A 24,318-nucleotide genomic window follows, 5' to 3' on the forward strand; every position below is an offset into this window, starting at 1 on the left:
TCCTAGCCCAACACAGCCCATAGCATGTCAAAGCTGTTGTTTTCAATCAGGATATACATCCCCAATCCTAAATAGACAACGGCAATAAACCATCTGCTATATTTTTCCAAAGTTTCTCCAACAGAAGGGACTTGTGCCAATTTTTGGGCAGAAAAAATCAAGAGATAAATCATGACTAGAAAAGTAAGTAAAGTCACTATCAAATTCGCTAAATTTAAGGTGGTAAAATATGGGACAAAGACACCAATATTGTCAGCGCCACAACTTGCAAAAGTAATCATAGCGACTAGAAAAATCAGGTTTTTATTGTCTTTTCGCAAACCATCTTTTGCAATAGCTTCTCCATCAGAATCTCCTAAAAGCAAAACTTTGAGGCCTAGGAAAATTGGAATCAAACCGAGTAAACCTAAAATCTCTTTACTAGGAATATAATTTAAGACAAATGCAAAAAGCAAACTTAGCAATATTAGACTAACAGAGCCTAGAAATTGTCCTAAATAGATGTTAATGATGTCCCTTCTGCTTTTTCTTTTGGCAAAAAATAACATTAGAATAATAAGTAAGTCTACGGCTGTCCCAGAATACAGGATTATTGAAGTAACAATATTTTGAATCATAAAATACCTCATTCAAATATATTTTTGAATGTATTCTAACATTAAACTTTGTAGATGTCAACTTAAAATCCACCAATTAATAATTGCATGTCAATATTTGTATTGTGAAACTAGTTTCAGAAATATATAGTCTTAAAGTATGTCCACTGCCAATGGTTTTTTCAATATTTAAGAGGAGATTTATAATGGTTCATTTCTATAAATTTATAAACGAGTTATATATTTTGTTTAACCAATTATTAACTATTTTTATCAATAATCTCTTCATTAATTTGTACTTTTTAATTTTGATTTATTTTTCGTGCATATTTTATATGAATTTAATTCTAATACATTTTAAATAAAAAATACGCAATTTTAATTGGCACTGACCCCCGTAAATGAGAATTAAATAAAAACACCTCCAAGTTGGATTTGGTACAATATAATCAAATGCTCATGGAGGTGTCTTTTTATGGTTAAAAAACGTGTGGAGACGGTGGTATTATTGTCAAGAAAATAGAATAACAAGCTATAAAACTGTCGAAATAGGTGGCTTTTAGGATTTTAACAGAAATCAGTTCTATAATAAATTAAAAATCGTGTTGGCAGAAAAATCGTCTACTTCTACCAACACGATTTTACAAAGAGCCATTACTTACATCTCTTTTTCTCCTGTAAAACTATTGTATCTTGATACTTTAAGGAGTTTCAATCATTCGATCTGTTAACCGTTATTTTTTGGATCTAAACGTAATAACATAGCATTAATGGCGACGATGACTGTTGACACAGACATTAGGATTGCTCCTAATGCAGGGCTTAATGTGATACCAATAGGAGCCAAAATTCCTGCAGCTAGAGGGATAGCTATAAAGTTATAACCAGCTCCCCAAAATAGGTTTTGTTTCATTTTACGAGTTGTTTTGTGTGCTAATTCAATGAATGATTCAATATCTCCTGGATCAGATTGAGTCAATATGACATCAGCTGAATCCAACGCAACTTGAGTTCCAGCACCTATAGCTATACCAACATCTGCTAAGGCAAGAGAAGGAGCATCATTTACACCATCACCTACCATGATAACTTTCTTTCCTTCATCTTTAAGTGTTTTAACTAACTCATATTTGTCTTGTGGAGATTGATTTGATCTATATTCAATCCCTAAATCTACTGCCGCGCCTTGAGCCGCTTTTTCATTATCACCTGTTGCCATAATTGGTCGAATATTGTTCTTTTTAAGAGCTTTAATTAACTCTTTACTCGTTGGTTTTAATTCGTCCCCTAAAGCTACAGCACCAATGGCATCATCGTTTTCTACTAAGACACTAAGAGTTGCTCCTTTTGGAGTATCCATATCAAGATTACGTCCATAGGCTTTTTGACTGATTAATTGGTAACGGTGCCCACCTGCTTTACCCTCTACTCCAGCACCGGAAATCACATCAATCGAATCAAAAGATGCTGGACGTATATTTTGCTGCTCGGCGAAACTTATAATTGATTGAGCAATTGGGTGGCTAGATCCTCCTTCAATACCTGCCAATAAGGCAATGATTTCCTCTTTTGTATATTTGTCATTAAGAAGTTTTACATCTAATACTTTAAATTCACCAGTTGTTAAAGTACCCGTTTTATCTAAAATCATCACATCTGCATCTTGAGCTATTTCTAAGGCTTGGCGGTCTTTTACTAGTAAGCCACGGCTAGCTCCTAAGCTTGTGCTACGGGCGGTTACCAATGGAATAGCCAGACCCAATGCGTGCGGACAAGCAATAACTAATGTAGTAATAGTAAATATAACTGCCGTTGGGATATCTCCAATAATCATCCACACTACAAAAGCAATTAGCGCGACAATAACAGCAATATAGAAGAGCCACCCTGCAACCTTTTGCGCAATATTTTCTGCCCTGGAAGGCTGACTTTGAGCTTGGCTGATTAAATTCTGTACTTGAGAGATAAAGGATTGATCACCTGTCTCAAGCACTTTAATATAAAGAACCCCTTCTCCATTTGTTGAGCCCCCGATTACTTCATCGCCAGGGCCTTTTTTTACTGCTTTTGACTCCCCAGTTAGAAGAGCTTCATTTAAACGTGATTCGCCACGCTCGATAATCCCGTCTGCTGGCACATTTTCTCCGGCTTGAACACGAATTAAATCACCTATCTTTAAGTCAGCAACTGGTCGTGTTTCAATTGAATCGTCTTCTAATACAACGTGAGCATCTTTCGGCACTAACTTAGCCAATGCTGCTTGTGCGTCTCCTGCTTCTCCAATAGCTTTCATCTCAATCCAGTGACCTAATAGCATGATTAATAGTAATGAAGCAAATTCAAAGAAAAAGTCCATCACGTGTTCACCCGTTACGTAGGTAATGATCACAGCATAAATACTGTATAAATATGAAACACTTATACCTAAAGAAACGAGTGCCATCATTCCAGGTTTTTTTTGTTTAAATTCGTCAACTGCACCTTGATAGAATGGACGTCCACCATAAATAATTAATATAGTAGATAAAATAGCTACTACAATATCAGAATATGGAAAAGTAAACTGGAATGGTAGTTCAAATCCATGCAAAGGGACTAAGAGCATAATAATGATTCCTAGTGGCAATGACTTTAAGAAAAGTTCCTTAAAGCTTCCGTGATGATGGTGGGCATGCCCACTGTGTCCGCTGTGATTATGCCCACTGTGCCCGCTGTGATCATGTCCACTGTGCCCGCAGTGATCATGCCCAGCATGATGTACTTGATGTTGATCCTTATGGTATCCATGTTCATCTGTGATTCCATGCTCGTGTTTTAACTTATCCATGTCGTCATAATCATGGTGATTATGGGACGAATATTTGTTGTCATTATTCATTTTAAATTCCTCCTTATGCTTAATGATGATGCAAATGACATTCGCATTGTTCTTCTGGACAATTGCAATCCACTTCTTCTACTGCGAAAGATTTTTTCATCTCTAATATTTTTTCTAGTCTATCTATATCATCGAAGCTTAAAACATGATCTTCAATGATGCTTCCTATTACATTTCCGACTTTCTTATTGCAAATCCGTTTAAAAATATCTTCTGCATAATTCCTTACGGCTTCTTTCTCTTCAATATTGGCAGTGTAAATAAACTTTCTACCTTCTTGCTCTGTATTTAGTACGCCTTTTCCAACTAATCGACCTAAGATCGTTTTGATAGTGGATTGTGTCCAGTCCATTTTTTCTTGCAATACGGAAATGACTTTTTTACTAGTTACTCGATCATTTGCCCAAACTACACGCATGACTTCCCATTCTGCATCTGTGATATAAGTATTAAGTTCTATTGTGCTCATTCTCCTTTCCTCCTCGTCGTTTACAAATGTAAACAAATATGTTCAAAATAAGTTTACCATTGTAAACGAATTATGTCAAGTCTTTTTATTAAATTCTCACTTTTTGGGGTCAGTCCCTTAAAACATGCTATTTTTATCATTGATAAATATTAATAGCTAACTTTCCGAAAAACAACTATTTTTTATACAAAAAAGACATCCAAGAGTAAATTCTTGAATGTCTGTAAACGTTGATATAATCGGTTCGATTAACGTTTTGAGAATTGTGAAGCTTTACGAGCTTTCTTAAGACCTGGTTTCTTACGTTCTACCATACGAGCATCACGAGTAAGAAGGCCTGCGCGTTTCAATGAATCGCGGAAGTCTGGGTCTACTTGAAGAAGGGCACGAGCGATACCGTGACGGATAGCTCCTGATTGACCAGCGTAGCCACCACCATCAACGTTTACGAAAACGTCGTATTGACCAACAGTTGAAGTAACTGCGAATGGTTGGTTGATAACCAAACGAAGGTCAGCGTGTGGGATGTACTCTTCAACATCTTTTTTGTTTACAGTGATTTTACCAGTTCCTGGAACAAGGCGAACGCGTGCAACAGCGTTTTTACGACGTCCAGTACCTGCATATTGTGCTTGTGACATACTTTATTGTTCCTTTCCTTAGATAAGTCCTGAAATATCAAGAACTTCTGGTTGTTGTGCAGCGTGAGTGTGCTCAGCGCCTACAAATACTTTCAACTTCATACCTTGAGCACGGCCAAGAGTATTGTGTGGAAGCATACCTTTAACTGATTTTTCGATCAAACGAACAGCGTTCTTAGAGCGAAGTTCACCAGCAGTGATAGACTTCAAACCACCTGGGTACATTGAGTGAGTGTAGTAAACTTTATCAGTTGCTTTTTTACCAGTCAATTTAACTTTTTCAGCGTTGATAACGATTACGAAGTCACCTGTATCAGTGTGTGGTGTGAATGTTGGTTTGTTTTTTCCACGAAGTACGCTTGCTACAACTGCAGAAAGGCGTCCAAGAGGTACATCAGTAGCGTCTACTACATACCATTTGCGTTCAACTTCACCTGGCTTAGCCATGTATGTTGTTTTGTTCATGATTTCTCCTATATGAATATCGTTTTTGTTTACAGGGCGGATGTTCCGGTCCGCGGGTTATTTGAAAGGTTCCGGGGCCTTACAAATGGGGTAAACAATACCGCCTACTATCATACCAAATTTTCTAGCCAAAAGTCAATATATTTGATGCAATTATTTATAAAATAACGATTTCATTTCTATTTAGTCTGAAAGTTCACTGCCAATGCTAAAGAGTCCTAGAGTACCTGGCCCAGTATGCGTCGAAATAACCGGACCAAGAGGCAGGATAAGGACTTCTGTGACCTGTCCAGAAGCTAAAAGTTGCTCCTTGACATTTTCAGCGACTTCTTTTTCGCCTGCATAGGCAATGACTACAAGTGACTCAGAAATGGTCTCTAGAGTCATCCGAACTACCTCAGCCTGCGCCTTCTTCTTGCCTCGCACCTTAGCGACCGAATCCAGACTTCCGTCAGATGTCACCGCGATGATGGGCTTGATATTGACCAAGCTTCCCATAAGAGCCGCTGCCTTGGAAATACGGCCACCCCGCATAAGATGGTTGAGGTCATCTACTAAGAAATAGGTCTTTACTCTAGGCACTAGACTTTGAAGCAAGTCTTCCGTCTGCTCTAGGCTTTGACCTGCTGCTCTCGCTTCTACAGCCTTCATGACCAAGAGCCCTTCACCCATCGAAGCTGCCTTGGTATCAAGGATGGTGATGATCGCCTCAGGATAATCCTCTAAGACCATCTCCCGCGCCATGACTGCACTTTGGTAGGTTCCAGACAGGGCGGAAGCAAAAGCCACATAGAGAACTGCTGTGCCCTCCTGAGCATACTGGCGGAAAACATCTTCAAATTGGCCAACATTGATCTGGCTGGTAGTCGGCTTGCTACCAGACTCCATCTTGGCTAAAAGCTGCTCACTGGTCAGCTTATCCGGTCCGACAGTCTCGTAGGTTTGGCCATCCAACTGAATGGTCAAGCCCAGAACCTGCACATCATGTTCCTGAGTCCAGCTTTCTGGCAAATCTGCCGTCGAATCCGTTAAAATTTTAAAGGTCATCTTTTTTCTCCATCATTTTTTAGTTGCCACAGAGAAGGCTTCTCCATGGACATAAGCGGGCTATTCCTGGTGATTTTCCTACCAACATGCCGGGACTAGCTATTAGAAATTTCTTGCTTTTTAGGAAAGCTATTTCGCTCGGTCAGTCTAGAACAGGACTGACACCTTGAAAACCTTTCAAATCAAAAATATATTGGAAATATTCATCTTGTGAAGCTTTTAAAATCAAGTTTGCCTTACCATCAAGTAATTCAATACAGGTCCATTCCCCATCTAGACACTCAACATCATATTTTTTATCTTCTAAAAATAAATTTGTTAATTGTCCCTCTGGATATTTATTTTGGAAAGAAACCATCCCAGAGTTATCACTTCGGTAAGCAAGCACAGGAACTTCCACTTTTTGGTTTCCCATATAAAAGGAACTCATACATCTCTTTTCAGCAAGGCACTCATATTTTCCTTTTACATAATTCACAATCTCTTTATTTAAAATTGTAGAAAAATTGAGAATGCTGATGAGATCCGCCTTATCACTAGATAAGGTTTCTACCTCAATGAGGTATTTCAAAGCGCCATTTACCTGACTTCCTTGACCGTATGAATCCGTGCAATTCAAGGAATACTGGGTCAATAAGTCCTCTAAGGGATACTGGTCTGCTTCCTCAGTGATTTCAAAGCAAAAACAATAATTATCTGCTCTTTTATTATGGTAGATAGCATAAATGATCGGCTCAAACGTTTCTGTTTGATATTTTTCTAACAGATAGCTTCCTAGTACTTGCATTAGCCCACCCGATTTCTAAAAACTTCATACATGAGAATGGCTGCTGCGACGCTGGCGTTGAGGCTTTGGACATGACCATTCATGGGAATGGTCAGCATTTCGTCCACCTGCTTCTTGATGTTGCTGGAAATCCCCTTGCCTTCGTTGCCGATAATGAGGGCTAGCTTGCCTGCCGTATTCCACTTATGAACAGGCGTCCCCTGCATATCCGTCCCAAAAATCCAGAAGCCAGCTTCCTTGAGCTTGTCCAGAGTCTGGCTGAGATTGGTCACACGAGCAATGGGAATGTGCTCGATAGCGCCCGTAGAGGTCTTGGCCACAACTGGTGTCACGCCGACTGCTCGGTGCTTAGGAATGATCACTCCAGTCACATTGGTCGCGTCAGCCGTGCGCAAGATAGAGCCCAGATTATGCGGGTCTGTCAAGCCATCTAAAATCAATAGCAGAGGATTCTCTTCCTGCTCTGCTTTTTTCAGAACATCCGCCAAATCTGCATAGGCAAACTCCGATACCCGTAAGACAAAGCCTTGGTGAACGGCTCCATCCGTCATCTCCTGCAAGGTTTTCTTGGGTGACCAAGAGATAGAAACCTTCTTTGCTGCCGCCAAATCTTTGATCTTGCTCACGTTTTTGCCACGCAAGTCGTCCTGAATATAAAGTTTATTTCCCGTATTGGCCATCAAGGCCTCGGTCACAGCATGCACGCCGTAAACAATATCATTTTTTTCCATACTAACAGTATATCACAAGCTCCCCAAAAAAATCTGTCTAAAAACTAAATATCTCTCTATGACAGCCGAGCATTTCTCAGCAATCATCTAAAAACTGCATTTTGGTATCCTATTTATTTTTGAAATAATTCCGCATTTGAGACCTATAAACCAGCTAGACTAGCCAGTTCCACTAGCTGATTTCCAAACAAGAGACATTACCTCTCGTTAGACACCTGCTTTTAGTCAACAGTTATCAAGAAGTATCATTTACCTAAAAAACTAAAGGAAAGTGGCCAGCCGAGGTCTAGATTGCCAAGAAACTATAGGAAAAGTGGCTAGCCGATACCTAGATTACCAAGAAACTATAGGAAAAGTGAGTAGCCGAGGCCTAGATTGCCAGGAATCTATAGGAAAAGCAGCCAGCCGAGGCCTAGGTTGCCATGAATCTATAGGAAAAGTGACCAACCGAGGGATAAGCTAGACATACTTCCTCTAAGCAGTAACTCCAAGAGGTCAAGCTTTTTATCATAGAGCCCAAAATCTAAACATACGACAAAAAAAGTTCCACTTTTCAGTGGAACTTTTCTCTCTAATTCAACAACCAGCAATTAACAGCAGAAAGTTGTATGATTTAGTTATTCTTAAGTGCTTCTTTGATTTCACCAACTGTTGCAGCAACACTTTTATCTTGGAAAGATTTTAATTCTTTATTGCCATTCTCATCAGTTGTCTCTACTGGATTACTGTAGTCATCTGTAGAGCTAGTTGTAAAACCACCTGATTTGTCTGCAATGATCAGTTTACTGTCTGATAAACCTGAAAAGTAGTCATTAATTTCTTTTTCAGATTTACCTTTTAGTAAATTCTTATAAATTGAAATCGTCTGATTTTCGTTTGTTTTACCGATTGTTGTTTCTGCAATAACTGGTTTCAGCAAAGCATATGAAGCAATTCCTAATGCTACGACTGATAAAGTTAACAGCATCTTTTTCTTAGCCATTTTTTGACCTACTTTCTTATTTCTAAATTCCATATCCTACACAATTCTCTAGCCTAACATAGAGTTTAGTAAGAATATATAAGAAGATGACACAACATAATTTACGACTTGAAATTTTTATATTTCTTTGCATTCCTCCTTACTAAATTATATAATGTAGTCAGAATCATGTAGTATTGTTTTAACTATTTTCAAGTTTTTTTGGAGATTATGATATGAGATATGATTTTGGAAAAGTTTATAAAGAAATTAGAAAGTCTAAAAACCTCACTCAGTCAGATGTGTGTGGCAATGTACTGTCTCCTACAACACTCTCTAAGATAGAGAATGGACTTGTCGTTCCAAAGTATGAAAACATGGCTTTTTTACTTCAACAAATTAATATGAGCTTTGATGAATTTGATTATATTTGTAATCTTTACCATCCTAGTGAGCATACCGAAATATTAAATCAAATCAGCAATATTCATTCAATTAGTGGAGTAAGAGAACTTGAAGCTATTCATAAACAATGTGGATCTTATCTAAAAACTCATTGTGATATCTCTATCCAAAAATCGCACCAATCTTTGACCGTTGTACTTCAAATTAGAAAGAATGGAATTTTAAATATAGATAAAGTGACACAAGATATCGTTGATATTCTATGGAGCGATTTAAAAAAACATGATACATGGTACGCATCAGATTTCAACATTTTAAACTCCATTCTTTTTGTCCTTCCTACGGAGACTATTCTAGATACCACTCAATTAATTCTTCACAGACTAGAAAAATACTCTGACTTCCAAAATATCCTTCCTATAAAGTTAACCCTTCTATCAAATTTATCCACCTTTTATTTTTATTATAAACACTTTCCTATGTGCAGTCATATTTGTTCGATTGTTATTAAAACAGCAAGATTACTTAAACGGTATGATGCAATTGCATTTCATTCGGCCAGAATCGGAATTTGTGATGCTGATGAAGAACTAATACAAAAAAATCTTGAAATATTACGTTTACTAGAGGAGGATGAGTTATTAAAAATTATTGAAAACGAAATAGCTGCATTTCATGCTACTAAAGCATCAAACGAAATGGGTATGCCATGGATGTTGTGATATGAGCTCTATAATTTCTACAGTGGTTAACTCCTTGTAGGAATTGTAGAGCTTATTTTAATTTAGAGATTAGCTTTCCTATTTTAAAACTATCCTTCCAACATCAAAAAAGAGAGAACAAATCGTTCTCTCTTGTGCTTGCATTTGTCATCCACTGAGGCTGACTGGAAGCTATTATTTTACTTTAGCAGTGCTTGTGATGACTTCAACTGCTTTCTTAACAGCGATATCATGTTTAAGCATTTCTTCTGAAAGCAATTGGCGAACGCGGTCTGCTTCCATGTTGTAGTCTGTTGCCAATGAAGTGATTTCTGCTTCAACTTCTTCAGCGCTCGCTTCAAAGCCTTCTGCTTTCGCAACTGCTTCTACAACAAGGTTCGTCTTAGTGCGTGCTGCAGCATCTGCTTCATATTGTTTGTGAAGGTCTTCTTGAGTTGTACCAGTGATTTGGAAGTACATATCAGGAGAGATACCTTGACGTTGCATGTTGCCGAGAAATTCGTTCACAGCTCGATGAACTTCTTCGTGAATCATTTCTTCTGGAAGGTCAACGATTTCTGCATTTTCTACTGCAAGGTCAATCGCTGCTGCTTCAACTGCATCGTTGTAAGCTGCTTCTTTCGCTTCTGCTAATTCTTTACGGTATTTTTCTTTCAATTCAGCAAGAGTTTCAACTTCTTCGTCGATGTCTTTTGCAAGTTCATCGTCAAGAGCTGGAACTTCTTTTTCTTTTACTTCATGGATTGTTGTAACGAATTTTGCTTCTTTACCAGCAAGGTCAGCCGCTTGGTAGTCTTCTGGGAAGGTTACAACAACGTCTACTGTTTCACCAGCTGAGTGACCAACCAATTGGTCTTCGAAACCTGGGATGAATTGACCTGAACCAAGTCCAAGTGAGAAGTTATCGCCTTTTCCGCCGTCAAATTCAACACCGTCAACAGAACCAACAAAGTCGATAACAACTGTATCACCTTCAGCTGCTGCTCCATCTTTCAGAACCAATTCAGCCAAGTTGTTGCGTTCACGCTCAATGCGCTCATCAACTTCAGCGTCAGTAACTTCCTTAGAAACTTCTACAGATACTTCAAGGTCCTTGTAAGCACCCAATTTCACTTCAGGTTTTGTCACAACATCAGCAGTGATGACCCAGTCTTGGCCTTTTTCCATTGAAGTTACATCAATTTTTGGTTGTGCAACCACTTCAAGACCAGCTTCTTTTACAGCTGCTTCATAAGCTGCTGGAAGCAATGCATTCAAAACATCTTGATAAAGTGACTCTTCACCAAAACGTTGGTTGAAGACTGGACGAGGAATATGGCCTTTACGGAAACCTGGTACAGCAATATTTTTCTTAACTGCATTAAAAGCACGATCCAAAGCAGGTTTGATTTGGTCTTGACCGATAGTAAAAGTCAATACACCACGATTTGTTTCTTTGTTTTCAAATGATACAGACATTCTGTCAGTTCTCCTTCAAATTTTTTGCATACAATCCATTATAACATAAGTAGCAGTTTTTTCAAGCGACACCTTTTATTTTTCGCCTTTTTCCCCTTTCATAGGCTGAAATCTTAGCCACTTTTTGCTCTTTTTTGACCATTTGCCCAACTCTTAGCAGACAATATTTTACTATCACTGTGGATTTATTTCCCTCTCCAACACGAGAATCGACTAGCAAAATCTGCCATTTTGGAAATGAGAGTGGGACAGAAATCGGTCATTCGTTAGAATTCGATTTCGTCGTCCCACCTCCGCACAGTTGAGTAGGGCTGTAAAAGCTGATGAAATCAGCGTAGTAGAGCCCACTCAACCACTGCGTCTTGCTCGACAATCCAAAGACAATTGAGAGGCTAGGACTTTTGTCCCAGCCTCTTCTCCTCTTCTACTAGGATTTTCGAATCCTATCTTCGATATAAGATGCTCTAGCTCCACCAATCAACTTGGGACGACTGGCAAGGGCGGTAACGTGAGCCTGGCCCAAACTGCGCAGTTGAGGGCGAATCGGAACCTGAACATGCTTGACATGCATTCCGATTGACGTATCTCCCACATCCAAGCCAGCATGGGCTGTGATAAACTCAACCTCCACAGGATCTTTCATATAGTCAAAAGCCGCTAGCTGACCACTCCCGCCTGCATGTAGACTGGGCAGAACATTGACAATCTCTAGGTCTTTCTTTTCTGCCAATTCTCGTTCCACGACTAGGGCACGATTGAGGTGCTCACAGCCTTGAACGGCCAAGTAAATCCCCCGCGCTTGCAGAATATCTAACAAGGTCTTGACAATGACCTGACCGACTTCCCTGCTGGAATGCTGGCCAATGTGTCCCCCCATGACTTCACTAGAAGATAGACCTAGGACAAAAATATTTCCCTTGACCAAACCCGCCTTGTCCAAGACATCTGTAGCGATCTGTCTGGTCTCCTTTTCAAGCTTCTCTAAATCCATCTCTTACCTCACTTACTCTGGCTGAACCGCTCTTTTCAAGGCAAGGGGAAAGGCTCTGTAAAGGGCATAGCCGACCACCAAGCCAAAAATATTTTGCATGACATTGCCCCAAATCGCTGCAATAGCTGCACCCGGTCCACTCAAAATGCTACCAAAGAGAGCATAGCCACCGACCATGGCAAGACCAGCCAAGAGCAAGCCGATATAACGCTGCTTGCCAGTAAAGCCGGCAAAGTAGCCTTGAAGGCCATGGCAAATGAGGCTAAAGACCATCCACTGAGGATAGCCCGCCACCAAGTCAATCAAGAGACCGGACAAGCCACCAACCAAGGCCCCTTCCTTACGACCAAAATAAAATGCGGTAAAGTAAATCCCTGCATCTAACAGAGTTAGAAAACCAGTGGGCGTAGGGATTTTGAAAAAATTCCCCAAAACAATGGATAGGGCTGTAATGACAGCCAGCAAAGCGATTTTTCTTGTCTGATTATTTTTCATATTGAATAACTCCATACTGATCTGAGCGCTGAATAGCGCGGTAAACAAAATCTTTTGAATAGTTGACGGCTTCAAGAGGGGATTGGCCTGCCAAAAGCTGACTAGCTATGCTAGAAGCAAAGGTACAGCCGGCTCCTGTATTATTATTTGGTAAAACAGGGCTTTCTAACAACTCAAAGTCTTTGCCATCGTAAAATAAATCAAGGGCTCGATCTTGACTGAAACGATTTCCTCCCTTGATTACGACATTTTGAGCTCCTAGTTCATGGAGGGTCACAGCCGCAGCCTTGAGGTCATCCAGACTCTTGATCTCCGACTGGGTCAGGATCTCTGCTTCTGGTAGATTGGGCGTGATAATGGTCGTATAAGGGAAAAATTTGATCAATTCATCTCGGAGGGCCGAAACTTCCACATCGTGGGTTTCCTTGCAGACTAGGACAGGATCTAGCACGACTGGTATGCCCGTTTGCTTTTTGATGAAGTCCAGAGCCTGATCTGCAATGGCAACCGTCGGTAACAAGCCCAACTTGATGGCCGAAAACGGTACATCTTTGAGCGAGGAGAGTTGCTGGGCAAAGACCTGCTCGTCGGTCGGAAGAACTTCAAAGCCCTTGTCCGTCATCGCAGTCAAGCAAGTCACCGCTACAAAACCATGCAGACCATGGACCGTATAAGTAGCCAGATCCGCATGAAGACCACCACCACTAAAAATATCATTGCCAGAAAGGGCTAAAATCAGCTTATTCTTCATAGATAATCTCCTTTAGATAAAGACCATTAGGCGCTGCGGTTGGCCCAGCTAGCTGCCGATCCTTTTCTTCTAAAATCCGTTCGATTTGGTTGACTGGCATCCGCTTGTTTCCAATCTTAAGCAAGGTTCCCACCATGTTGCGGATTTGCTTATAGAGAAAGCCATTGCCAGAAAAAGTAAAGACTAGAAAATTGCGTTGCGCATCAAAAGTCAGACTGGCCTTTGTAATCGTACGAACCTTATTTTCCACACTGGTACCCGAGGCTGTAAAGCCTGTAAAATCGTGTGTCCCCTCCAAGGCTTTAATGGCCTGCTCCATCAGAGGAATCTCCAAAGGATAGGGATAATGGGTCGCATAGTGGCGCATCATCGGATTTTTGGGTCGACCAATATCCACCAGAAACTCATAGGTTTTGCTGTGCGGCTTGTAACGGGCATGAAAATCTTCCGTCACTTCCTCCACAGAAATGACATCAATATCCTCTGGCGTCTGGGTATCCAAGGCAAAACGCAGCTTTTCTTCATCCCTAGCTGACGGGAGGTCAAAGTGAATGACCTGCCCAAGCGCATGAACGCCGCTGTCGGTCCGACCAGCTCCGTGGATGACAATGGGCTGACCTTTGTTGATACGAGTTAAGGTTTTTTCGATTTCTTCCTGAACGCTCCGAGCATGAGGCTGGCGCTGAAAGCCAGCAAAGTCATGCCCGTCGTAGGAAATAAGGGCTTTATAACGAGTCATGCCCTTATTTTAACAGGAAAAAAAGCCTGTCGCAAGAGAGAAAGAATAGAACTGTCTGGGTACAGAAAGCATTGACAGAAAGAGCGAAATCAAGTAAACTAAAAAACGCAAGGAGGACACTATGGCAAAGGATATTTCTTATACCCAAGGGCAGGAGCGCTTTCGCTATCGGGCTGCTGCAGTCATCATTGAGGAGGAAGCCCTCTGTGTCATATCCTCTCCTAGCGAAGACTATTTCTATTCAGTAGGAGGGGCAGTCAGATTTGGAGAGACCTCCGAAGAAGCTGTCCGGCGAGAAGTTTTCGAAGAAACAGGACAAAGGTATGAGATTGAGAAGCTGGCTTTTGTTCATGAAAATTTATTTTCCAACTCAACCGGCATCCTCAAGGGACTAGAATGTCATGAGATTTGCTTCTATTACCTGATGAAACCTCACGGCAAGCAATTTGACTACCAACATAACCAAGAACAAGTCTATTGGATTCCCCTGACAGACTTGGAAAACTATAAAGTTTTTCCAAAGGAAATCACACACATCCTCAAGCACCTCCAGATAGGTATTCAGCATATCATCAGCAAAAAAGAGAGTGGGACAGAAATCGGTCATTCGTTAGAATTCGATTTCGTCGTCCCACCTCCGCACAGTTGAGTAGGGCTGTAAAAGCTGATGAAATCAGCGTAGTAGAGCCCACTCAACCACTGCGTCTTGCTCGACATTCCAAAGACAATTGAGAGGCTAGGACTTTTGTCCCAGCCTCTTTTATTCTCCCAACATGACCTGCTTAATAGTCAGTTGATCTATCCTTCTACTGGATAAATAGATTAAACTTTCATAGACTAAGACAAAGACTAGCAAAGTCATCAGGCAGACTCCAAAATCAAAATCATAGTCAACTTTCTGAGCTATTGATTTTTCCATCAATCTGAGTAAAAGCTGCATAATCCCGTATTGATAGCCCGTTCCTAAGACGAAGCCCAAAAAAGCAAGAAAGCGGTAGGGAGCAAACAAACTCTTATGGCACTCATTTCTGCTATAACCAAAAACCTTCATAATAGCTAGGGTTTCTTGATTTTCCTGCAGGAGTACTCCCAGCGACAGATAGAGGATTGCTACTGATAGGACAGTACCGATTGACATCATCATGATCTGAATGGTTTCATCTGTCAATTCTTTCATACCAAATGATAGTTGAATCATAGCTGAAAAGCACATCGAACCGAAAATGACAAAGAATATTAATAATTTTCTAGACCAGAGCAGGCTGGCAGAAAGGTCTTTTAAAAAGGGGCGGTCTTTCCTTATTTGCTTTACTGTTTTCCTTTTTGGTGACTTTCGACTAGGGCTGACCCGCTTGAGCAAGTCTAGAGCAGGGAAACGTAGACAATAACTAGCGTAGAGGACAGCTAAAGCAGCAAAGGCAAGAGTCGGCAAGACAACGAGAAACAAGAAGAGGGGCCAATGTTGCCGGATGGTAATTTCAGGCAAAACTCCGCTTTGATTACGCAACTGATAAAAATGTGGCATCATGACAAACGAAGAGAAATAGCCAATGCTCGTTCCCAAGCCAATTGGAAGACTAAAAAGCCAAAACTTTCGAGCAATTTCCCAGTTTTTATAGCCCAGAGCTTTTAAAACTCCTAATTCTGGCTTATGCTGGTCAATAAATTTCCGAATGTAAAAGAAGAGAAGGAGTATCGATGTTAGGGATAAAACAGCTCCGCTAATTGATGCAATTAACCAAGAAATCGCAACTTGAGCATCGTAAACAGCTCGAATCTCAGGCAACCAATTTGTTTGATCTAGTAAACGGATATCCAGATAAAAATTTAAGAAGAGATTGGTCACAAAGACCGCGCAAAAGCTAATAATTGATACAACGACTAATCTATACAAATCTTTTATTGAAAACATAGCTTACCATCCAATCTCATAGGCCGTCTTGGGCTGGCTATTTGTCTCTAAGCTTTGAATCTGACCGCTATTGATATGGACAATGGTCTTAGCCATCTGAGCAATATTTGCATTGTGGGTCACCATGACCAGCGTAAATCCTAGCTCCTCTTGAAGACTTGAAATATAGGCTAGAATCTGACGACCTGTTGCTTCGTCCAAGGCTCCAGTCGGCTCATCCAAAAAGAGGACATTGGGTCTTTTAGCTAGGGCTCGTGCAATAGCCACCCGCTGCTGCTCACCGCCTGACAGCTGACTTGGATAATGCTGAAGTTTATCACCTAAACCTAAAGCCTCCAAAATACGGATATAATCTTGATTGCCTGCTAGATTGGCGCCCATTTTGACATTTTGCTCCACTGTAAGATTTGGAAGTAAAAAATACTGCTGAAAAATAAAAGCAATCTGCGCTCGACGAAAAACCGTCAATTGACCTTCTGTCAGCTGGGATAGATCTTCCTCACCGTAGTATACATGACCACTGTCTGGTTTTTCTAGGCCTGATAAAACGTTGAGCAAGGTTGACTTTCCAGATCCAGAAGCACCTAAAATGACCAAGTAATCTTGGTCAGCAACCTCTAAGTCGATCCCTTTTAAAACTTCTCTTCCATTGTAGGACTTACGAATTCCCTTTAATCTAATCATTCTTGCTTTCCTTTCATTTCCTTTAGGAGGGCAGTAAATACTTGCGTTAAGCGTTCTGTCACTTCCTCCTGACTAAAAGAATAAATACCCGATGCTATCATGCTAGCCAAACCATGAGAATAGATAAATAAATGCTGATAAACGAACTCTGCACTTTCTATGGACATGGGATAATCCTCCACAATCGACTCTAATATCTGCTGATAACTATGGTCTTTCTGAGGTAAAAAGTCCTTGAAAGACTCAATGGGGTTCTTGTGAGGATTTAGATAGAGAATTTTAAAAAGCTGAGGTTCCTGACTGGCAAAAAGGATATAGGCCATGCCAACTGCTCTGAAAGGCTTGGCTCGCTCCAAAGCCGAACGAATATATTGGACCAAAACGAATTCAGCCGCCCGAACAACCGAATGACTTAGATCCTCCATATTTTCAAACTGACCGAAAATAACCTTGGAACTAGACTGTAATCGTTCCGCTAGAGAACGAGCAGTCAAACCAGCTAAACCGTCTTCCCTGACAATCCCTAGAGCTGCTTGGATAATTTCATCACGAGTAAATTTATTTTTAGGTGGCATAGAAACTCCTTTAAGATACAATCGTTGCGCAACATTTGTTTCTTAAAATATAATATCACACAAAACATTAAAAAACAAGTATAAAAAGAAGCCTTTCGGCTTCGATTTTTTATATTTTCTAAAGTATTGATAAGGCTCTTTCAGAAGTTGAGCCAGGGAAAGTCTCCCTAGTCGGAACTAGGTTTTGTATTAGATACAGTCAATGAGAGACAAGGAGCGTTCTAAAAAGCTCTGCCACCTCCTCAAAGACTAGGCATAAGGCTGCAATTCTGGATTTATTGGCGTGTTGGCCAGATTATTGGCATAATTGCAAAGGGTTGCAAGGCTGACACCCAGAACTACATCCAGAGCATTCTCATGTGTATAGCCTGATTCTAGGAAGTCTGCCAAAGCCTCGTCTCCGACCCGACCCTTGGTATTGATGACAGCAATGGTAAATTTAGCAAGCGTATCTAGCTTCGGATCGGTGTCAATCGGAGTTCGATTGCGCAGAGCCTCCAAAAGATCATCATTCATTTGAATCTGCTTGATTGAAAAAGCTGTATGACCCGCTACACAGAAAGCACAGCCATTAGTAACTGCAGCCGTAATCTGCACTACTTCACGCTCAGTCGGTGTCAGGCTGTTTCGACGATTGATGGCTCCAACCGTCCGATATGTTTCCAAAGCCGTTGGCGCATTGGCCAAAAGACCGATAAGATTGGGAATGTAGCCACCGTTATCTTTTTGAACAGTTTCTAAAACCTCTTTCACCTCAGCTGGTGCGGACTCAATCGTGTGGATAGTAAATTCTGACATATGAAACCTCATTTCTTTTAATTAGCAACTATCTTAACATAGGTCTTACAGCTTGTATAATATATATTTTATATGACCTCCATAAAGAGAATATATTGCTACATGTCAAACCAAAATATATTCCCTGCCTTAACTGCCTCCATACCTCTCTCAAGCAAGAAAAAGAAGCCCTAAGGCTTCTGGCTAATATTTTCTAAAACGTTGATAGCGATCTTCCAAAAGTTGCTCGAGAGAAAGTTTGGAAAGTTCCGCTAGTTCAGTACTGATCTCTTGCTTGACTGCAGCCAAGAGCTCATTTTTATTAAAGCCACGTTCAGGGATGACCTTATCAACGACACCCGTCTGCAAAAGTTCGTGCGAGGTGATTTTCATCATCTCCGCCGCCTCCATTGCTCGGCTGCCATCTTTCCATAAAATCGAAGCAAAACCTTCTGGACTGAGAATGGCATACATGGAGTTTTCCAGCATCCAGACCTTGTCAGCAACTGCTAAGGCCAGTGCCCCGCCAGAGCCACCCTCGCCGATGATAATGGCAATAATGGGCACTTTCAAATCACTCATTTCCATGAGATTACGGGCAATGGCTTCACCCTGTCCACGCTCCTCAGCACCGACGCCAGGATAGGCACCAGCCGTATTGATAAAGGTCACGACTGGACGGCCGAATTTCTCAGCCTGCTTCATGAGACGTAGAGCCTTGCGATAACCTTCAGGATGGGGCTGACCAAAGTTCCGTCGCAGATTGTCCTGTAAATTGCGACCTTTTTGAATACCGACCACTGTGACTGGCTGACCATTTAATGTTCCGATACCGCCAATGACAGCACCATCATCACGAAAACCACGATCTCCGTGCAATTCCACAAAATCATCAAAAATTCCTTGGGCAAAATCCAGAGCCGTCAAACGGGACTGATCACGCGCCGCTTTTATAATCTGACTGATTTTTGTCATTGGTCACCTCCATGAAATCTCAAGAGAGTAGCAATCCGATCCCGCAATTCACCACGTTTGACGATCGCATCAACAAAGCCATGCTCCAGCAAAAACTCTGCCTTTTGAAAGTCATCTGGCAACTTTTCCCGTACAGTAGACTCAATAACCCGACGTCCGGCAAAGCCTACCAAAGCCTGCGCTTCTGCCAAGATAATATCACCTTCCATAGCAAAAGAGGCTGTGACACCGCCTGTTGTCGGATCTGTCAAAACGGTCAGGTAAAAAAGACCAGCCTTTGAATGACGTTGCACAGCAGCAGAAGTCTTAGCCATTTGCATCAGACTCATGATACCTTCCTGCATGCGAGCACCGCCAGAAGCCGTAAAGAGGACGACTGGCAACTGATGCTCTGTCGCATACTCAAATAGGCGGGTAATCTTCTCTCCGACAACCGTTCCCATGGAAGCCATGATAAAGTTGGAATCCATGATCCCAAGGGCTAATTTTTGGCCTTTTATCAGAGCGGTTCCTGTCAAAACGGCCTCATCTAGACCAGTCTTTTCCCGCATCTTTGCCAGTTTTTCTTGATAATTTGGAAAATGTAAGGGATCTGTCGTCTCAATACCGGTGAACAATTCCTCAAAGCTTCCTTCATCCACTGTCAAACTCAGGCGCTCAAAAGCTGAAATCCGAAAAGTGTAGCCACAGCTTGGACAGACACGCTCTGCCCCCAAATCCTTTTGATAAATGATATGCTTACAACCTGGACACTTGGAAAAAAGTTCATCTGGAACTTCTGGTTTTGGCTGAGGCAAGGCACGAGAGGAACGATTAGGATTGATTCGAATATATTTATCCTTTTTTGAAAACAAAGGCATTGCTTACTCCTTCATTAAATTTTAGAGTGATTCTGCTTCTTTCAAACAAAATCACTCTTTTTCATCTATTTTTTCTCTTGATAAGCCGGAAGAAACTTCTCCATGAGAAAGGCTGTATCATAATCACCAGCAATCACATTAGGATCTGAAATCAAATCCAGTTGGAAACTGCTATTGGTCACGACACCGTCGATTTCTAGCTCATAGAGAGCCCGTTGCATCTTCATCAGGGCATCAAAGCGATTTTCTCCGTGAACGATGATTTTGGCAATCATACTGTCGTAGTAAGGAGGAATGGTATAGCCATGATAGACCGCCGAATCCACGCGCAGTCCCACTCCGCCACTTGGCAGATAAAGATTGGAAATCTTGCCTGGGCTCGGTGCAAAGTTAAAGGCCGGATTTTCAGCATTGATCCGACATTCAATCGCATGACCGCGAATTTCAACATCTTCTTGACTAAAGGACAGCTCCTGACCATCCGCAATCTTAATCTGCTCTTTAACAATATCTACACCAGTAACAAACTCAGTCACTGGATGCTCGACCTGCACCCGAGTGTTCATCTCCATAAAGTAGAATTCACCCTTGGCTTCATCTAACAGAAACTCAATCGTTCCGGCATTTTCATAGCCGACAGACTCAGCAGCCCGAACAGCCGCTTCCCCAATCTGCTGGCGTAGGGTTTTCCCAATTGCCACAGATGGACTTTCTTCCAGTACCTTCTGATTATTCCGCTGCAAAGAGCAATCCCGCTCGCCCAAGTGGACCACATGCCCCTGCTGATCTGCTAAAATCTGGACTTCAATATGGCGCGCTGGATAGATGACGCGCTCCATATACATAGCACCATTACCAAAGGCTGCTTTGGCTTCGCTAGATGCAGACTCAAAGGCCGCTACTAAATCCTCAGCCTTTTCAACCTTACGAATGCCCTTGCCGCCGCCGCCAGCAGAAGCTTTGAGCATGACTGGATAGCCAATCTTTTTAGCTACTTCCAAGGCTTCCTCAGAGGTATGGACTTCCCCGTCAGAACCCGGGATAACCGGCACTTTTGCCTTAATCATCTGAGCCCGCGCATTGATCTTGTCCCCCATCAAGTCCATGACAGCACCTGAAGGTCCAATAAACTTAATGCCAACTTCTTCGCACATAGTCGCAAATTTGGAGTTTTCACTCAAAAAACCAAAACCAGGGTGAATGGCTTCTGCACCTGTCAGAACAGCAGCAGACAGGACAGCGTTCATATTCAGATAAGAATCTGTAGACTTGGCTGGCCCGATGCAGACTGCCTCATCAGCCAGTAAAGTATGGAGCGCTTCCTTATCAGCCGTTGAATAAACAGCGACAGTATCAATTCCCAGTTCGCGGGCTGCACGAATAATTCTGACCGCAATTTCCCCACGGTTAGCAATTAAAATTTTACGAAACATGGTGAAATCTCCTCTTTCTTATTGACCAATCGCAAAGGTCAAGGTTCCGCTAGCTACAAGTTTTCCGTCAACTTCTGCCTTGGCCTCTACCACTGCAATGGTTCCGCGGCGCTTGACAAACTTAGCCGTCATAATCAGCTGGTCGCCTGGTACAACTTGCTTCTTGAACTTGACCTTGTCCATACCAGCATAGAAGACCAGCTTGCCCTTATTTTCTTCTTTAGACAATTCCAGCACACCAGCCGTTTGAGCCAAAGCTTCCATAATCAGGACACCTGGCATAACTGGATACTGAGGGAAATGTCCGTTAAAGAATGGCTCGTTGATCGTCACATTTTTCAAAGCGACAATCTCATCTTCGCTGACTTCCAATACACGGTCCACCAACAACATAGGATAGCGGTGCGGAAGCGCCTCTTTTATTGCATTGATATCAATCATTTGATGCGTACCAGCCCTTTCCCAAACTCAACCATTTCTTCATTCTGAACCAGAATTTCTGTCACCAGACCATCTTTCGGTGCTGGCACTTCATTCATGACCTTCATGGCTTCAATAATCATCAGAGTTTGACCTTTTTTAACTTGGTCTCCTACACTGACAAAAGCTGGTTTATCTGGACCTGCAGCCAAGTAAGCCACACCAACCAAGGGACTTTCCACGACATCACCCTCAGCAGCTAGTGCCGGGGCCTCTGGAGCCACCTCAGGTGCTGCAGTTGGAGCTGCTTGGGAAACTGTCTCAGCTACAGGTGCACTTGCTGGCTGCACAGGAGCTACAACAGGGGCTGCACTGACTGCTGGAGTTGCTGCGACTGCGGCAGAACTTTCATTCTTGCTGAAAGTCAATTCATCACTTTGATTTTTATAAGAAAATTCACGCAGGCTTGATTGGTCGAACTGAGCCATCAAGTCTTTAATTTCATTGATATTCATCTAGTCCTCCCAACGCTTGAATGCCAGAACCGCATTGTGACCGCCAAAACCAAATGTATTGGAAATCGCATAAGGAATTTCTTGCTCCAAGCCTTGTCCATAAACGACGTTTGCTTCAATATAGTCTGACAATTCACTTGTTCCAGCTGTTTTTGGTACAAAGTTATGGCGCATTGCTTCGATTGTAGCGATTGCTTCTACCGCTCCTGCAGCCCCAAGCAAGTGTCCTGTGAATGACTTGGTTGAAGATACAGGTACTTCTTTACCAAGAACAGCTACGATAGCTCCACTTTCTCCTTTTTCATTAGCAGGAGTTGAAGTACCGTGGGCATTGACATAAGCCACTTGCTCTGGAGAAATCTCTGCCTCTTCCAATGCCAATTTAATAGCCTTAATCGCACCCTGACCTTCTGGATGGGGTGAAGTCATATGATAAGCATCACAAGTATTTCCATAACCAACTACTTCAGCCAAGATAGTCGCTCCACGTTTTTCAGCGTGTTCCAGACTTTCAAGCACCAACATACCAGATCCTTCTCCCATCACAAAGCCATTACGGTCTTTATCAAATGGAATAGAAGCACGGCTAGGATCTTCTGTCGTAGAAAGAGCTGTCAGAGCTTGGAAACCAGCAATGGCAAATGGAGTGATAGAAGCTTCTGATCCTCCAACTAGCATGACATCTTGGAAACCAAACTTGATAGAGCGGAAGGCATCGCCAATCGCATCATTTGATGAGGCACAAGCTGTATTGATTGATTTACAAATCCCGTTTGCTCCGAAGCGCATAGCCACATTTCCTGAAGCCATATTGGGCAAAGCTTTTGGCAAGGTCATTGGCTTAACGCGTTTTGGACCTTTTTCATGCAAACGGATAACTTGATCTTCGATTTCCTTGATACCACCGATACCAGAAGCAACGATGACACCAAAGCGGTCTTTATCGATTGCTTCTACATCAAGATTCGCATTTGTTACCGCTTCTTGAGCTGCATACAAGGCATACAAAGAATAGTTGTCAAAACGATTGGTATCTTTCTTGATAAAGTATTTATCAAATGGAAAGTCTTGGACTTCAGCCGCATTATGAACAGCAAAATCGTTGTGATCAAACTTGGTGATGGGACCAATTCCAATCTTACCTTCTTTTAAACTATTCCAAAATTCTTCTGGTGTATTTCCGATGGGAGAGGTTAAGCCATAACCTGTTACAACAACTCGATTTAGTTTCATAGTGAACTCCTTTATGATAATTGGTGAACTGTCAAATCCAAATGCATTGCACTTACTGCATGGTCAGCCCGCCATCAATCGCGATGACCTGACCAGTAAGATATTCCTGTTCTGCTAAGAACAAAGCAACATCAGCCACTTCTTCGGTATTGCCGAACCGTTTCATTGGGATTTGAGCCAGAGAAGCTTCTTTGATTTTTTCAGAAAGCCCGTCTGTCATATCCGATTCGATAAAGCCTGGGGCAATCACATTGACACGGATATTGCGCCCAGCTACCTCACGAGCAACCGACTTAGAAAATCCAATCAATCCAGCTTTAGACGCTGCATAGTTGGCCTGACCGACATTACCAGTCAAACCGACAACACTTGATAGGTTGATGATTGCTCCCTGACGAGCCTTGGTCATTGGTTTCAAGACAGCTTGGGTCATATTGAAGGCTCCAGTCAGATTGACCTTCAGCACTTGCTCGAAGTCTTCCTCTGTCATCTTGAGCATAATCTTATCACGGGTAATTCCAGCATTGTTGACCAAGACATCTACAGAACCTAAAGCCGCAATCGCCTCCTCAACCATTCGCTTGGCATCAGCGCCATCAGATACATCGCCTGAAATAACCACGACCTTGATCGGATAACCAGCAAACTCAGCTAAAACTTGGTCTGAAATTTGACCGCGACCGTTCAAGATAATATTGGCACCTGCACTTGCAAACTTATGGGCAATAGCCAGACCAATCCCACGGCTAGAGCCAGTAATAAAAACATTTTTATTCTTTAATTCCATTGGTATTCCCC

At 41.8% G+C, this 24,318-nt stretch carries 27 protein-coding genes; 2 read left to right on the top strand and 25 right to left on the bottom strand.

From position 1 onward, the window contains the following. Positions 1–2 precede the first annotated feature (2 nt). The 9 genes from HMPREF9960_RS06360 to HMPREF9960_RS06400 all read right to left on the bottom strand — a co-directional run bounded on the left by HMPREF9960_RS06360 (position 3) and on the right by HMPREF9960_RS06400 (position 8,596). Positions 3–617: a CadD family cadmium resistance transporter gene (locus HMPREF9960_RS06360; RefSeq protein ID WP_005592283.1), complete on the bottom strand. Its 615-nt coding sequence runs from the start codon at positions 615–617 to the stop codon at positions 3–5. A gap of 706 nt (positions 618–1,323) precedes the next feature. Continuing rightward, positions 1,324–3,474 carry a heavy metal translocating P-type ATPase gene (locus tag HMPREF9960_RS06365; protein ID WP_005591733.1) on the bottom strand — a complete coding sequence of 717 codons (2,151 nt, stop codon included), beginning with the start codon at positions 3,472–3,474 and terminating at the stop codon, positions 1,324–1,326. 19 nt (positions 3,475–3,493) lie between these two features. Then, on the bottom strand, positions 3,494–3,943 hold the full coding sequence (locus HMPREF9960_RS06370) for a CopY/TcrY family copper transport repressor (RefSeq protein ID WP_005591732.1): 450 nt from the start codon (positions 3,941–3,943) through the stop codon (positions 3,494–3,496). A 248-nt stretch (positions 3,944–4,191) separates the two neighbouring features. After that, complete coding sequence (gene rpsI / locus HMPREF9960_RS06375; protein ID WP_002902303.1) at positions 4,192–4,584, bottom strand: 30S ribosomal protein S9; 393 nt, start codon at positions 4,582–4,584, stop codon at positions 4,192–4,194. Positions 4,585–4,602: 18 nt separating this feature from the next. Next, the gene (gene rplM / locus HMPREF9960_RS06380; protein ID WP_003026230.1) at positions 4,603–5,049 is read right to left on the bottom strand and encodes a 50S ribosomal protein L13; all 447 of its coding nucleotides are present in this window, start codon (positions 5,047–5,049) and stop codon (positions 4,603–4,605) included. A 183-nt stretch (positions 5,050–5,232) separates the two neighbouring features. Continuing rightward, positions 5,233–6,096: a DegV family protein gene (locus HMPREF9960_RS06385; protein ID WP_005591731.1), complete on the bottom strand. Its 864-nt coding sequence runs from the start codon at positions 6,094–6,096 to the stop codon at positions 5,233–5,235. Positions 6,097–6,238: 142 nt separating this feature from the next. Beyond that, complete coding sequence (locus HMPREF9960_RS06390; RefSeq protein ID WP_248678144.1) at positions 6,239–6,667, bottom strand: hypothetical protein; 429 nt, start codon at positions 6,665–6,667, stop codon at positions 6,239–6,241. 215 nt (positions 6,668–6,882) lie between these two features. Continuing rightward, on the bottom strand, positions 6,883–7,614 hold the full coding sequence (rlmB, locus tag HMPREF9960_RS06395; protein WP_005591729.1) for a 23S rRNA (guanosine(2251)-2'-O)-methyltransferase RlmB: 732 nt from the start codon (positions 7,612–7,614) through the stop codon (positions 6,883–6,885). A gap of 613 nt (positions 7,615–8,227) precedes the next feature. Beyond that, complete coding sequence (locus tag HMPREF9960_RS06400) at positions 8,228–8,596, bottom strand: hypothetical protein (protein ID WP_185761363.1); 369 nt, start codon at positions 8,594–8,596, stop codon at positions 8,228–8,230. 215 nt (positions 8,597–8,811) lie between these two features. Between HMPREF9960_RS06400 and HMPREF9960_RS06405 the strand changes: the two genes are divergently transcribed. Further along, entirely contained in the window at positions 8,812–9,702 is an 891-nt protein-coding gene (locus HMPREF9960_RS06405; RefSeq protein ID WP_005591727.1) for a helix-turn-helix domain-containing protein, read from the top strand. Between the two features lie 174 nt (positions 9,703–9,876). On the opposite strand, the gene tig is transcribed toward HMPREF9960_RS06405, so the two are convergent. The 5 genes from tig to truA all read right to left on the bottom strand — a co-directional run bounded on the left by tig (position 9,877) and on the right by truA (position 14,136). Then, complete coding sequence (gene tig, locus HMPREF9960_RS06410; protein WP_005591726.1) at positions 9,877–11,160, bottom strand: trigger factor; 1,284 nt, start codon at positions 11,158–11,160, stop codon at positions 9,877–9,879. 427 nt (positions 11,161–11,587) lie between these two features. Next, positions 11,588–12,151 (bottom strand): TIGR01440 family protein, encoded by a 564-nt coding sequence (locus HMPREF9960_RS06415; protein ID WP_005591724.1) that lies wholly within the window; start codon positions 12,149–12,151, stop codon positions 11,588–11,590. Between the two features lie 12 nt (positions 12,152–12,163). Beyond that, positions 12,164–12,646: an ECF transporter S component gene (locus HMPREF9960_RS06420; protein ID WP_005592264.1), complete on the bottom strand. Its 483-nt coding sequence runs from the start codon at positions 12,644–12,646 to the stop codon at positions 12,164–12,166. Next, the gene (locus HMPREF9960_RS06425) at positions 12,636–13,397 is read right to left on the bottom strand and encodes a bifunctional hydroxymethylpyrimidine kinase/phosphomethylpyrimidine kinase (protein ID WP_005591722.1); all 762 of its coding nucleotides are present in this window, start codon (positions 13,395–13,397) and stop codon (positions 12,636–12,638) included. The genes HMPREF9960_RS06420 and HMPREF9960_RS06425 overlap by 11 nt, the downstream gene beginning before the upstream one ends. After that, the gene (gene truA, locus HMPREF9960_RS06430; protein WP_005591721.1) at positions 13,387–14,136 is read right to left on the bottom strand and encodes a tRNA pseudouridine(38-40) synthase TruA; all 750 of its coding nucleotides are present in this window, start codon (positions 14,134–14,136) and stop codon (positions 13,387–13,389) included. Before truA ends, HMPREF9960_RS06425 begins: the two co-directional genes overlap by 11 nt. Before the next feature lie 121 nt (positions 14,137–14,257). Between truA and HMPREF9960_RS06435 the strand changes: the two genes are divergently transcribed. Further along, the gene (locus tag HMPREF9960_RS06435) at positions 14,258–14,785 is read left to right on the top strand and encodes an NUDIX hydrolase (RefSeq protein WP_005591720.1); all 528 of its coding nucleotides are present in this window, start codon (positions 14,258–14,260) and stop codon (positions 14,783–14,785) included. Positions 14,786–14,896: 111 nt separating this feature from the next. Here the strand turns inward: HMPREF9960_RS06435 and HMPREF9960_RS06440 are convergent, their stop codons facing one another. The 11 genes from HMPREF9960_RS06440 to fabG all read right to left on the bottom strand — a co-directional run bounded on the left by HMPREF9960_RS06440 (position 14,897) and on the right by fabG (position 24,307). Further along, complete coding sequence (locus HMPREF9960_RS06440; protein WP_005591719.1) at positions 14,897–16,048, bottom strand: ABC transporter permease; 1,152 nt, start codon at positions 16,046–16,048, stop codon at positions 14,897–14,899. Positions 16,049–16,051: 3 nt separating this feature from the next. Then, on the bottom strand, positions 16,052–16,732 hold the full coding sequence (locus HMPREF9960_RS06445; RefSeq protein WP_005591718.1) for an ABC transporter ATP-binding protein: 681 nt from the start codon (positions 16,730–16,732) through the stop codon (positions 16,052–16,054). After that, positions 16,729–17,307, bottom strand: coding sequence for a TetR/AcrR family transcriptional regulator (locus HMPREF9960_RS06450; protein WP_005591717.1), 579 nt, complete (start codon positions 17,305–17,307; stop codon positions 16,729–16,731). The genes HMPREF9960_RS06445 and HMPREF9960_RS06450 overlap by 4 nt, the downstream gene beginning before the upstream one ends. A 249-nt stretch (positions 17,308–17,556) precedes the next feature. Continuing rightward, complete coding sequence (locus HMPREF9960_RS06455) at positions 17,557–18,105, bottom strand: carboxymuconolactone decarboxylase family protein (RefSeq protein WP_005592313.1); 549 nt, start codon at positions 18,103–18,105, stop codon at positions 17,557–17,559. Positions 18,106–18,288: 183 nt separating this feature from the next. After that, positions 18,289–19,059, bottom strand: a complete 771-nt coding sequence (locus tag HMPREF9960_RS06460; RefSeq protein WP_005591715.1) for an acetyl-CoA carboxylase carboxyl transferase subunit alpha — start codon at positions 19,057–19,059, stop codon at positions 18,289–18,291. Continuing rightward, positions 19,056–19,919 (bottom strand): acetyl-CoA carboxylase, carboxyltransferase subunit beta, encoded by an 864-nt coding sequence (gene accD, locus HMPREF9960_RS06465; protein ID WP_005591714.1) that lies wholly within the window; start codon positions 19,917–19,919, stop codon positions 19,056–19,058. The genes HMPREF9960_RS06460 and accD overlap by 4 nt, the downstream gene beginning before the upstream one ends. Positions 19,920–19,984: 65 nt before the next feature. Continuing rightward, positions 19,985–21,352: an acetyl-CoA carboxylase biotin carboxylase subunit gene (locus HMPREF9960_RS06470; protein WP_005591713.1), complete on the bottom strand. Its 1,368-nt coding sequence runs from the start codon at positions 21,350–21,352 to the stop codon at positions 19,985–19,987. An 18-nt stretch (positions 21,353–21,370) separates the two neighbouring features. Further along, the gene (fabZ, locus tag HMPREF9960_RS06475; protein ID WP_005591712.1) at positions 21,371–21,793 is read right to left on the bottom strand and encodes a 3-hydroxyacyl-ACP dehydratase FabZ; all 423 of its coding nucleotides are present in this window, start codon (positions 21,791–21,793) and stop codon (positions 21,371–21,373) included. Further along, on the bottom strand, positions 21,790–22,287 hold the full coding sequence (gene accB, locus HMPREF9960_RS06480; RefSeq protein ID WP_005591711.1) for an acetyl-CoA carboxylase biotin carboxyl carrier protein: 498 nt from the start codon (positions 22,285–22,287) through the stop codon (positions 21,790–21,792). Before accB ends, fabZ begins: the two co-directional genes overlap by 4 nt. Next, positions 22,288–23,520 carry a beta-ketoacyl-ACP synthase II gene (gene fabF / locus HMPREF9960_RS06485; protein WP_005591710.1) on the bottom strand — a complete coding sequence of 411 codons (1,233 nt, stop codon included), beginning with the start codon at positions 23,518–23,520 and terminating at the stop codon, positions 22,288–22,290. Positions 23,521–23,572: 52 nt separating this feature from the next. Beyond that, entirely contained in the window at positions 23,573–24,307 is a 735-nt protein-coding gene (fabG, locus tag HMPREF9960_RS06490; protein WP_005591709.1) for a 3-oxoacyl-[acyl-carrier-protein] reductase, read from the bottom strand. Between the last annotated feature and the right edge of the window lie 11 nt (positions 24,308–24,318).

This window comes from Streptococcus cristatus ATCC 51100 (assembly GCF_000222765.1).
GTDB lineage: Bacteria > Bacillota > Bacilli > Lactobacillales > Streptococcaceae > Streptococcus > Streptococcus cristatus.

Bases quoted from the DNA above. Each gene is read 5' to 3' on its own strand.
- fabG (WP_005591709.1), bottom strand. From the start codon at position 24,307: ATGGAATTAAAGAATAAAAATGTTTTTATTACTGGCTCTAGCCGTGGG.
- HMPREF9960_RS06460 (WP_005591715.1), bottom strand. From the start codon at position 19,059: ATGACAAAAATCAGTCAGATTATAAAAGCGGCGCGTGATCAGTCCCGT.
- accD (WP_005591714.1), bottom strand. From the start codon at position 19,919: ATGCCTTTGTTTTCAAAAAAGGATAAATATATTCGAATCAATCCTAAT.
- truA (WP_005591721.1), bottom strand. From the start codon at position 14,136: ATGACTCGTTATAAAGCCCTTATTTCCTACGACGGGCATGACTTTGCT.
- HMPREF9960_RS06360 (WP_005592283.1), bottom strand. From the start codon at position 617: ATGATTCAAAATATTGTTACTTCAATAATCCTGTATTCTGGGACAGCC.
- HMPREF9960_RS06370 (WP_005591732.1), bottom strand. From the start codon at position 3,943: ATGAGCACAATAGAACTTAATACTTATATCACAGATGCAGAATGGGAA.
- HMPREF9960_RS06420 (WP_005592264.1), bottom strand. From the start codon at position 12,646: ATGAAAAATAATCAGACAAGAAAAATCGCTTTGCTGGCTGTCATTACA.
- tig (WP_005591726.1), bottom strand. From the start codon at position 11,160: ATGTCTGTATCATTTGAAAACAAAGAAACAAATCGTGGTGTATTGACT.
- fabZ (WP_005591712.1), bottom strand. From the start codon at position 21,793: ATGATTGATATCAATGCAATAAAAGAGGCGCTTCCGCACCGCTATCCT.
- HMPREF9960_RS06385 (WP_005591731.1), bottom strand. From the start codon at position 6,096: ATGACCTTTAAAATTTTAACGGATTCGACGGCAGATTTGCCAGAAAGC.
- HMPREF9960_RS06450 (WP_005591717.1), bottom strand. From the start codon at position 17,307: ATGCCACCTAAAAATAAATTTACTCGTGATGAAATTATCCAAGCAGCT.
- HMPREF9960_RS06435 (WP_005591720.1), top strand. From the start codon at position 14,258: ATGGCAAAGGATATTTCTTATACCCAAGGGCAGGAGCGCTTTCGCTAT.
- HMPREF9960_RS06425 (WP_005591722.1), bottom strand. From the start codon at position 13,397: ATGAAGAATAAGCTGATTTTAGCCCTTTCTGGCAATGATATTTTTAGT.
- HMPREF9960_RS06415 (WP_005591724.1), bottom strand. From the start codon at position 12,151: ATGGATTTAGAGAAGCTTGAAAAGGAGACCAGACAGATCGCTACAGAT.
- HMPREF9960_RS06365 (WP_005591733.1), bottom strand. From the start codon at position 3,474: ATGAATAATGACAACAAATATTCGTCCCATAATCACCATGATTATGAC.
- rplM (WP_003026230.1), bottom strand. From the start codon at position 5,049: ATGAACAAAACAACATACATGGCTAAGCCAGGTGAAGTTGAACGCAAA.
- HMPREF9960_RS06445 (WP_005591718.1), bottom strand. From the start codon at position 16,732: ATGATTAGATTAAAGGGAATTCGTAAGTCCTACAATGGAAGAGAAGTT.
- HMPREF9960_RS06440 (WP_005591719.1), bottom strand. From the start codon at position 16,048: ATGTTTTCAATAAAAGATTTGTATAGATTAGTCGTTGTATCAATTATT.
- HMPREF9960_RS06405 (WP_005591727.1), top strand. From the start codon at position 8,812: ATGAGATATGATTTTGGAAAAGTTTATAAAGAAATTAGAAAGTCTAAA.
- HMPREF9960_RS06455 (WP_005592313.1), bottom strand. From the start codon at position 18,105: ATGTCAGAATTTACTATCCACACGATTGAGTCCGCACCAGCTGAGGTG.
- rlmB (WP_005591729.1), bottom strand. From the start codon at position 7,614: ATGGAAAAAAATGATATTGTTTACGGCGTGCATGCTGTGACCGAGGCC.
- fabF (WP_005591710.1), bottom strand. From the start codon at position 23,520: ATGAAACTAAATCGAGTTGTTGTAACAGGTTATGGCTTAACCTCTCCC.
- HMPREF9960_RS06470 (WP_005591713.1), bottom strand. From the start codon at position 21,352: ATGTTTCGTAAAATTTTAATTGCTAACCGTGGGGAAATTGCGGTCAGA.
- accB (WP_005591711.1), bottom strand. From the start codon at position 22,287: ATGAATATCAATGAAATTAAAGACTTGATGGCTCAGTTCGACCAATCA.
- HMPREF9960_RS06400 (WP_185761363.1), bottom strand. From the start codon at position 8,596: ATGGCTAAGAAAAAGATGCTGTTAACTTTATCAGTCGTAGCATTAGGA.
- rpsI (WP_002902303.1), bottom strand. From the start codon at position 4,584: ATGTCACAAGCACAATATGCAGGTACTGGACGTCGTAAAAACGCTGTT.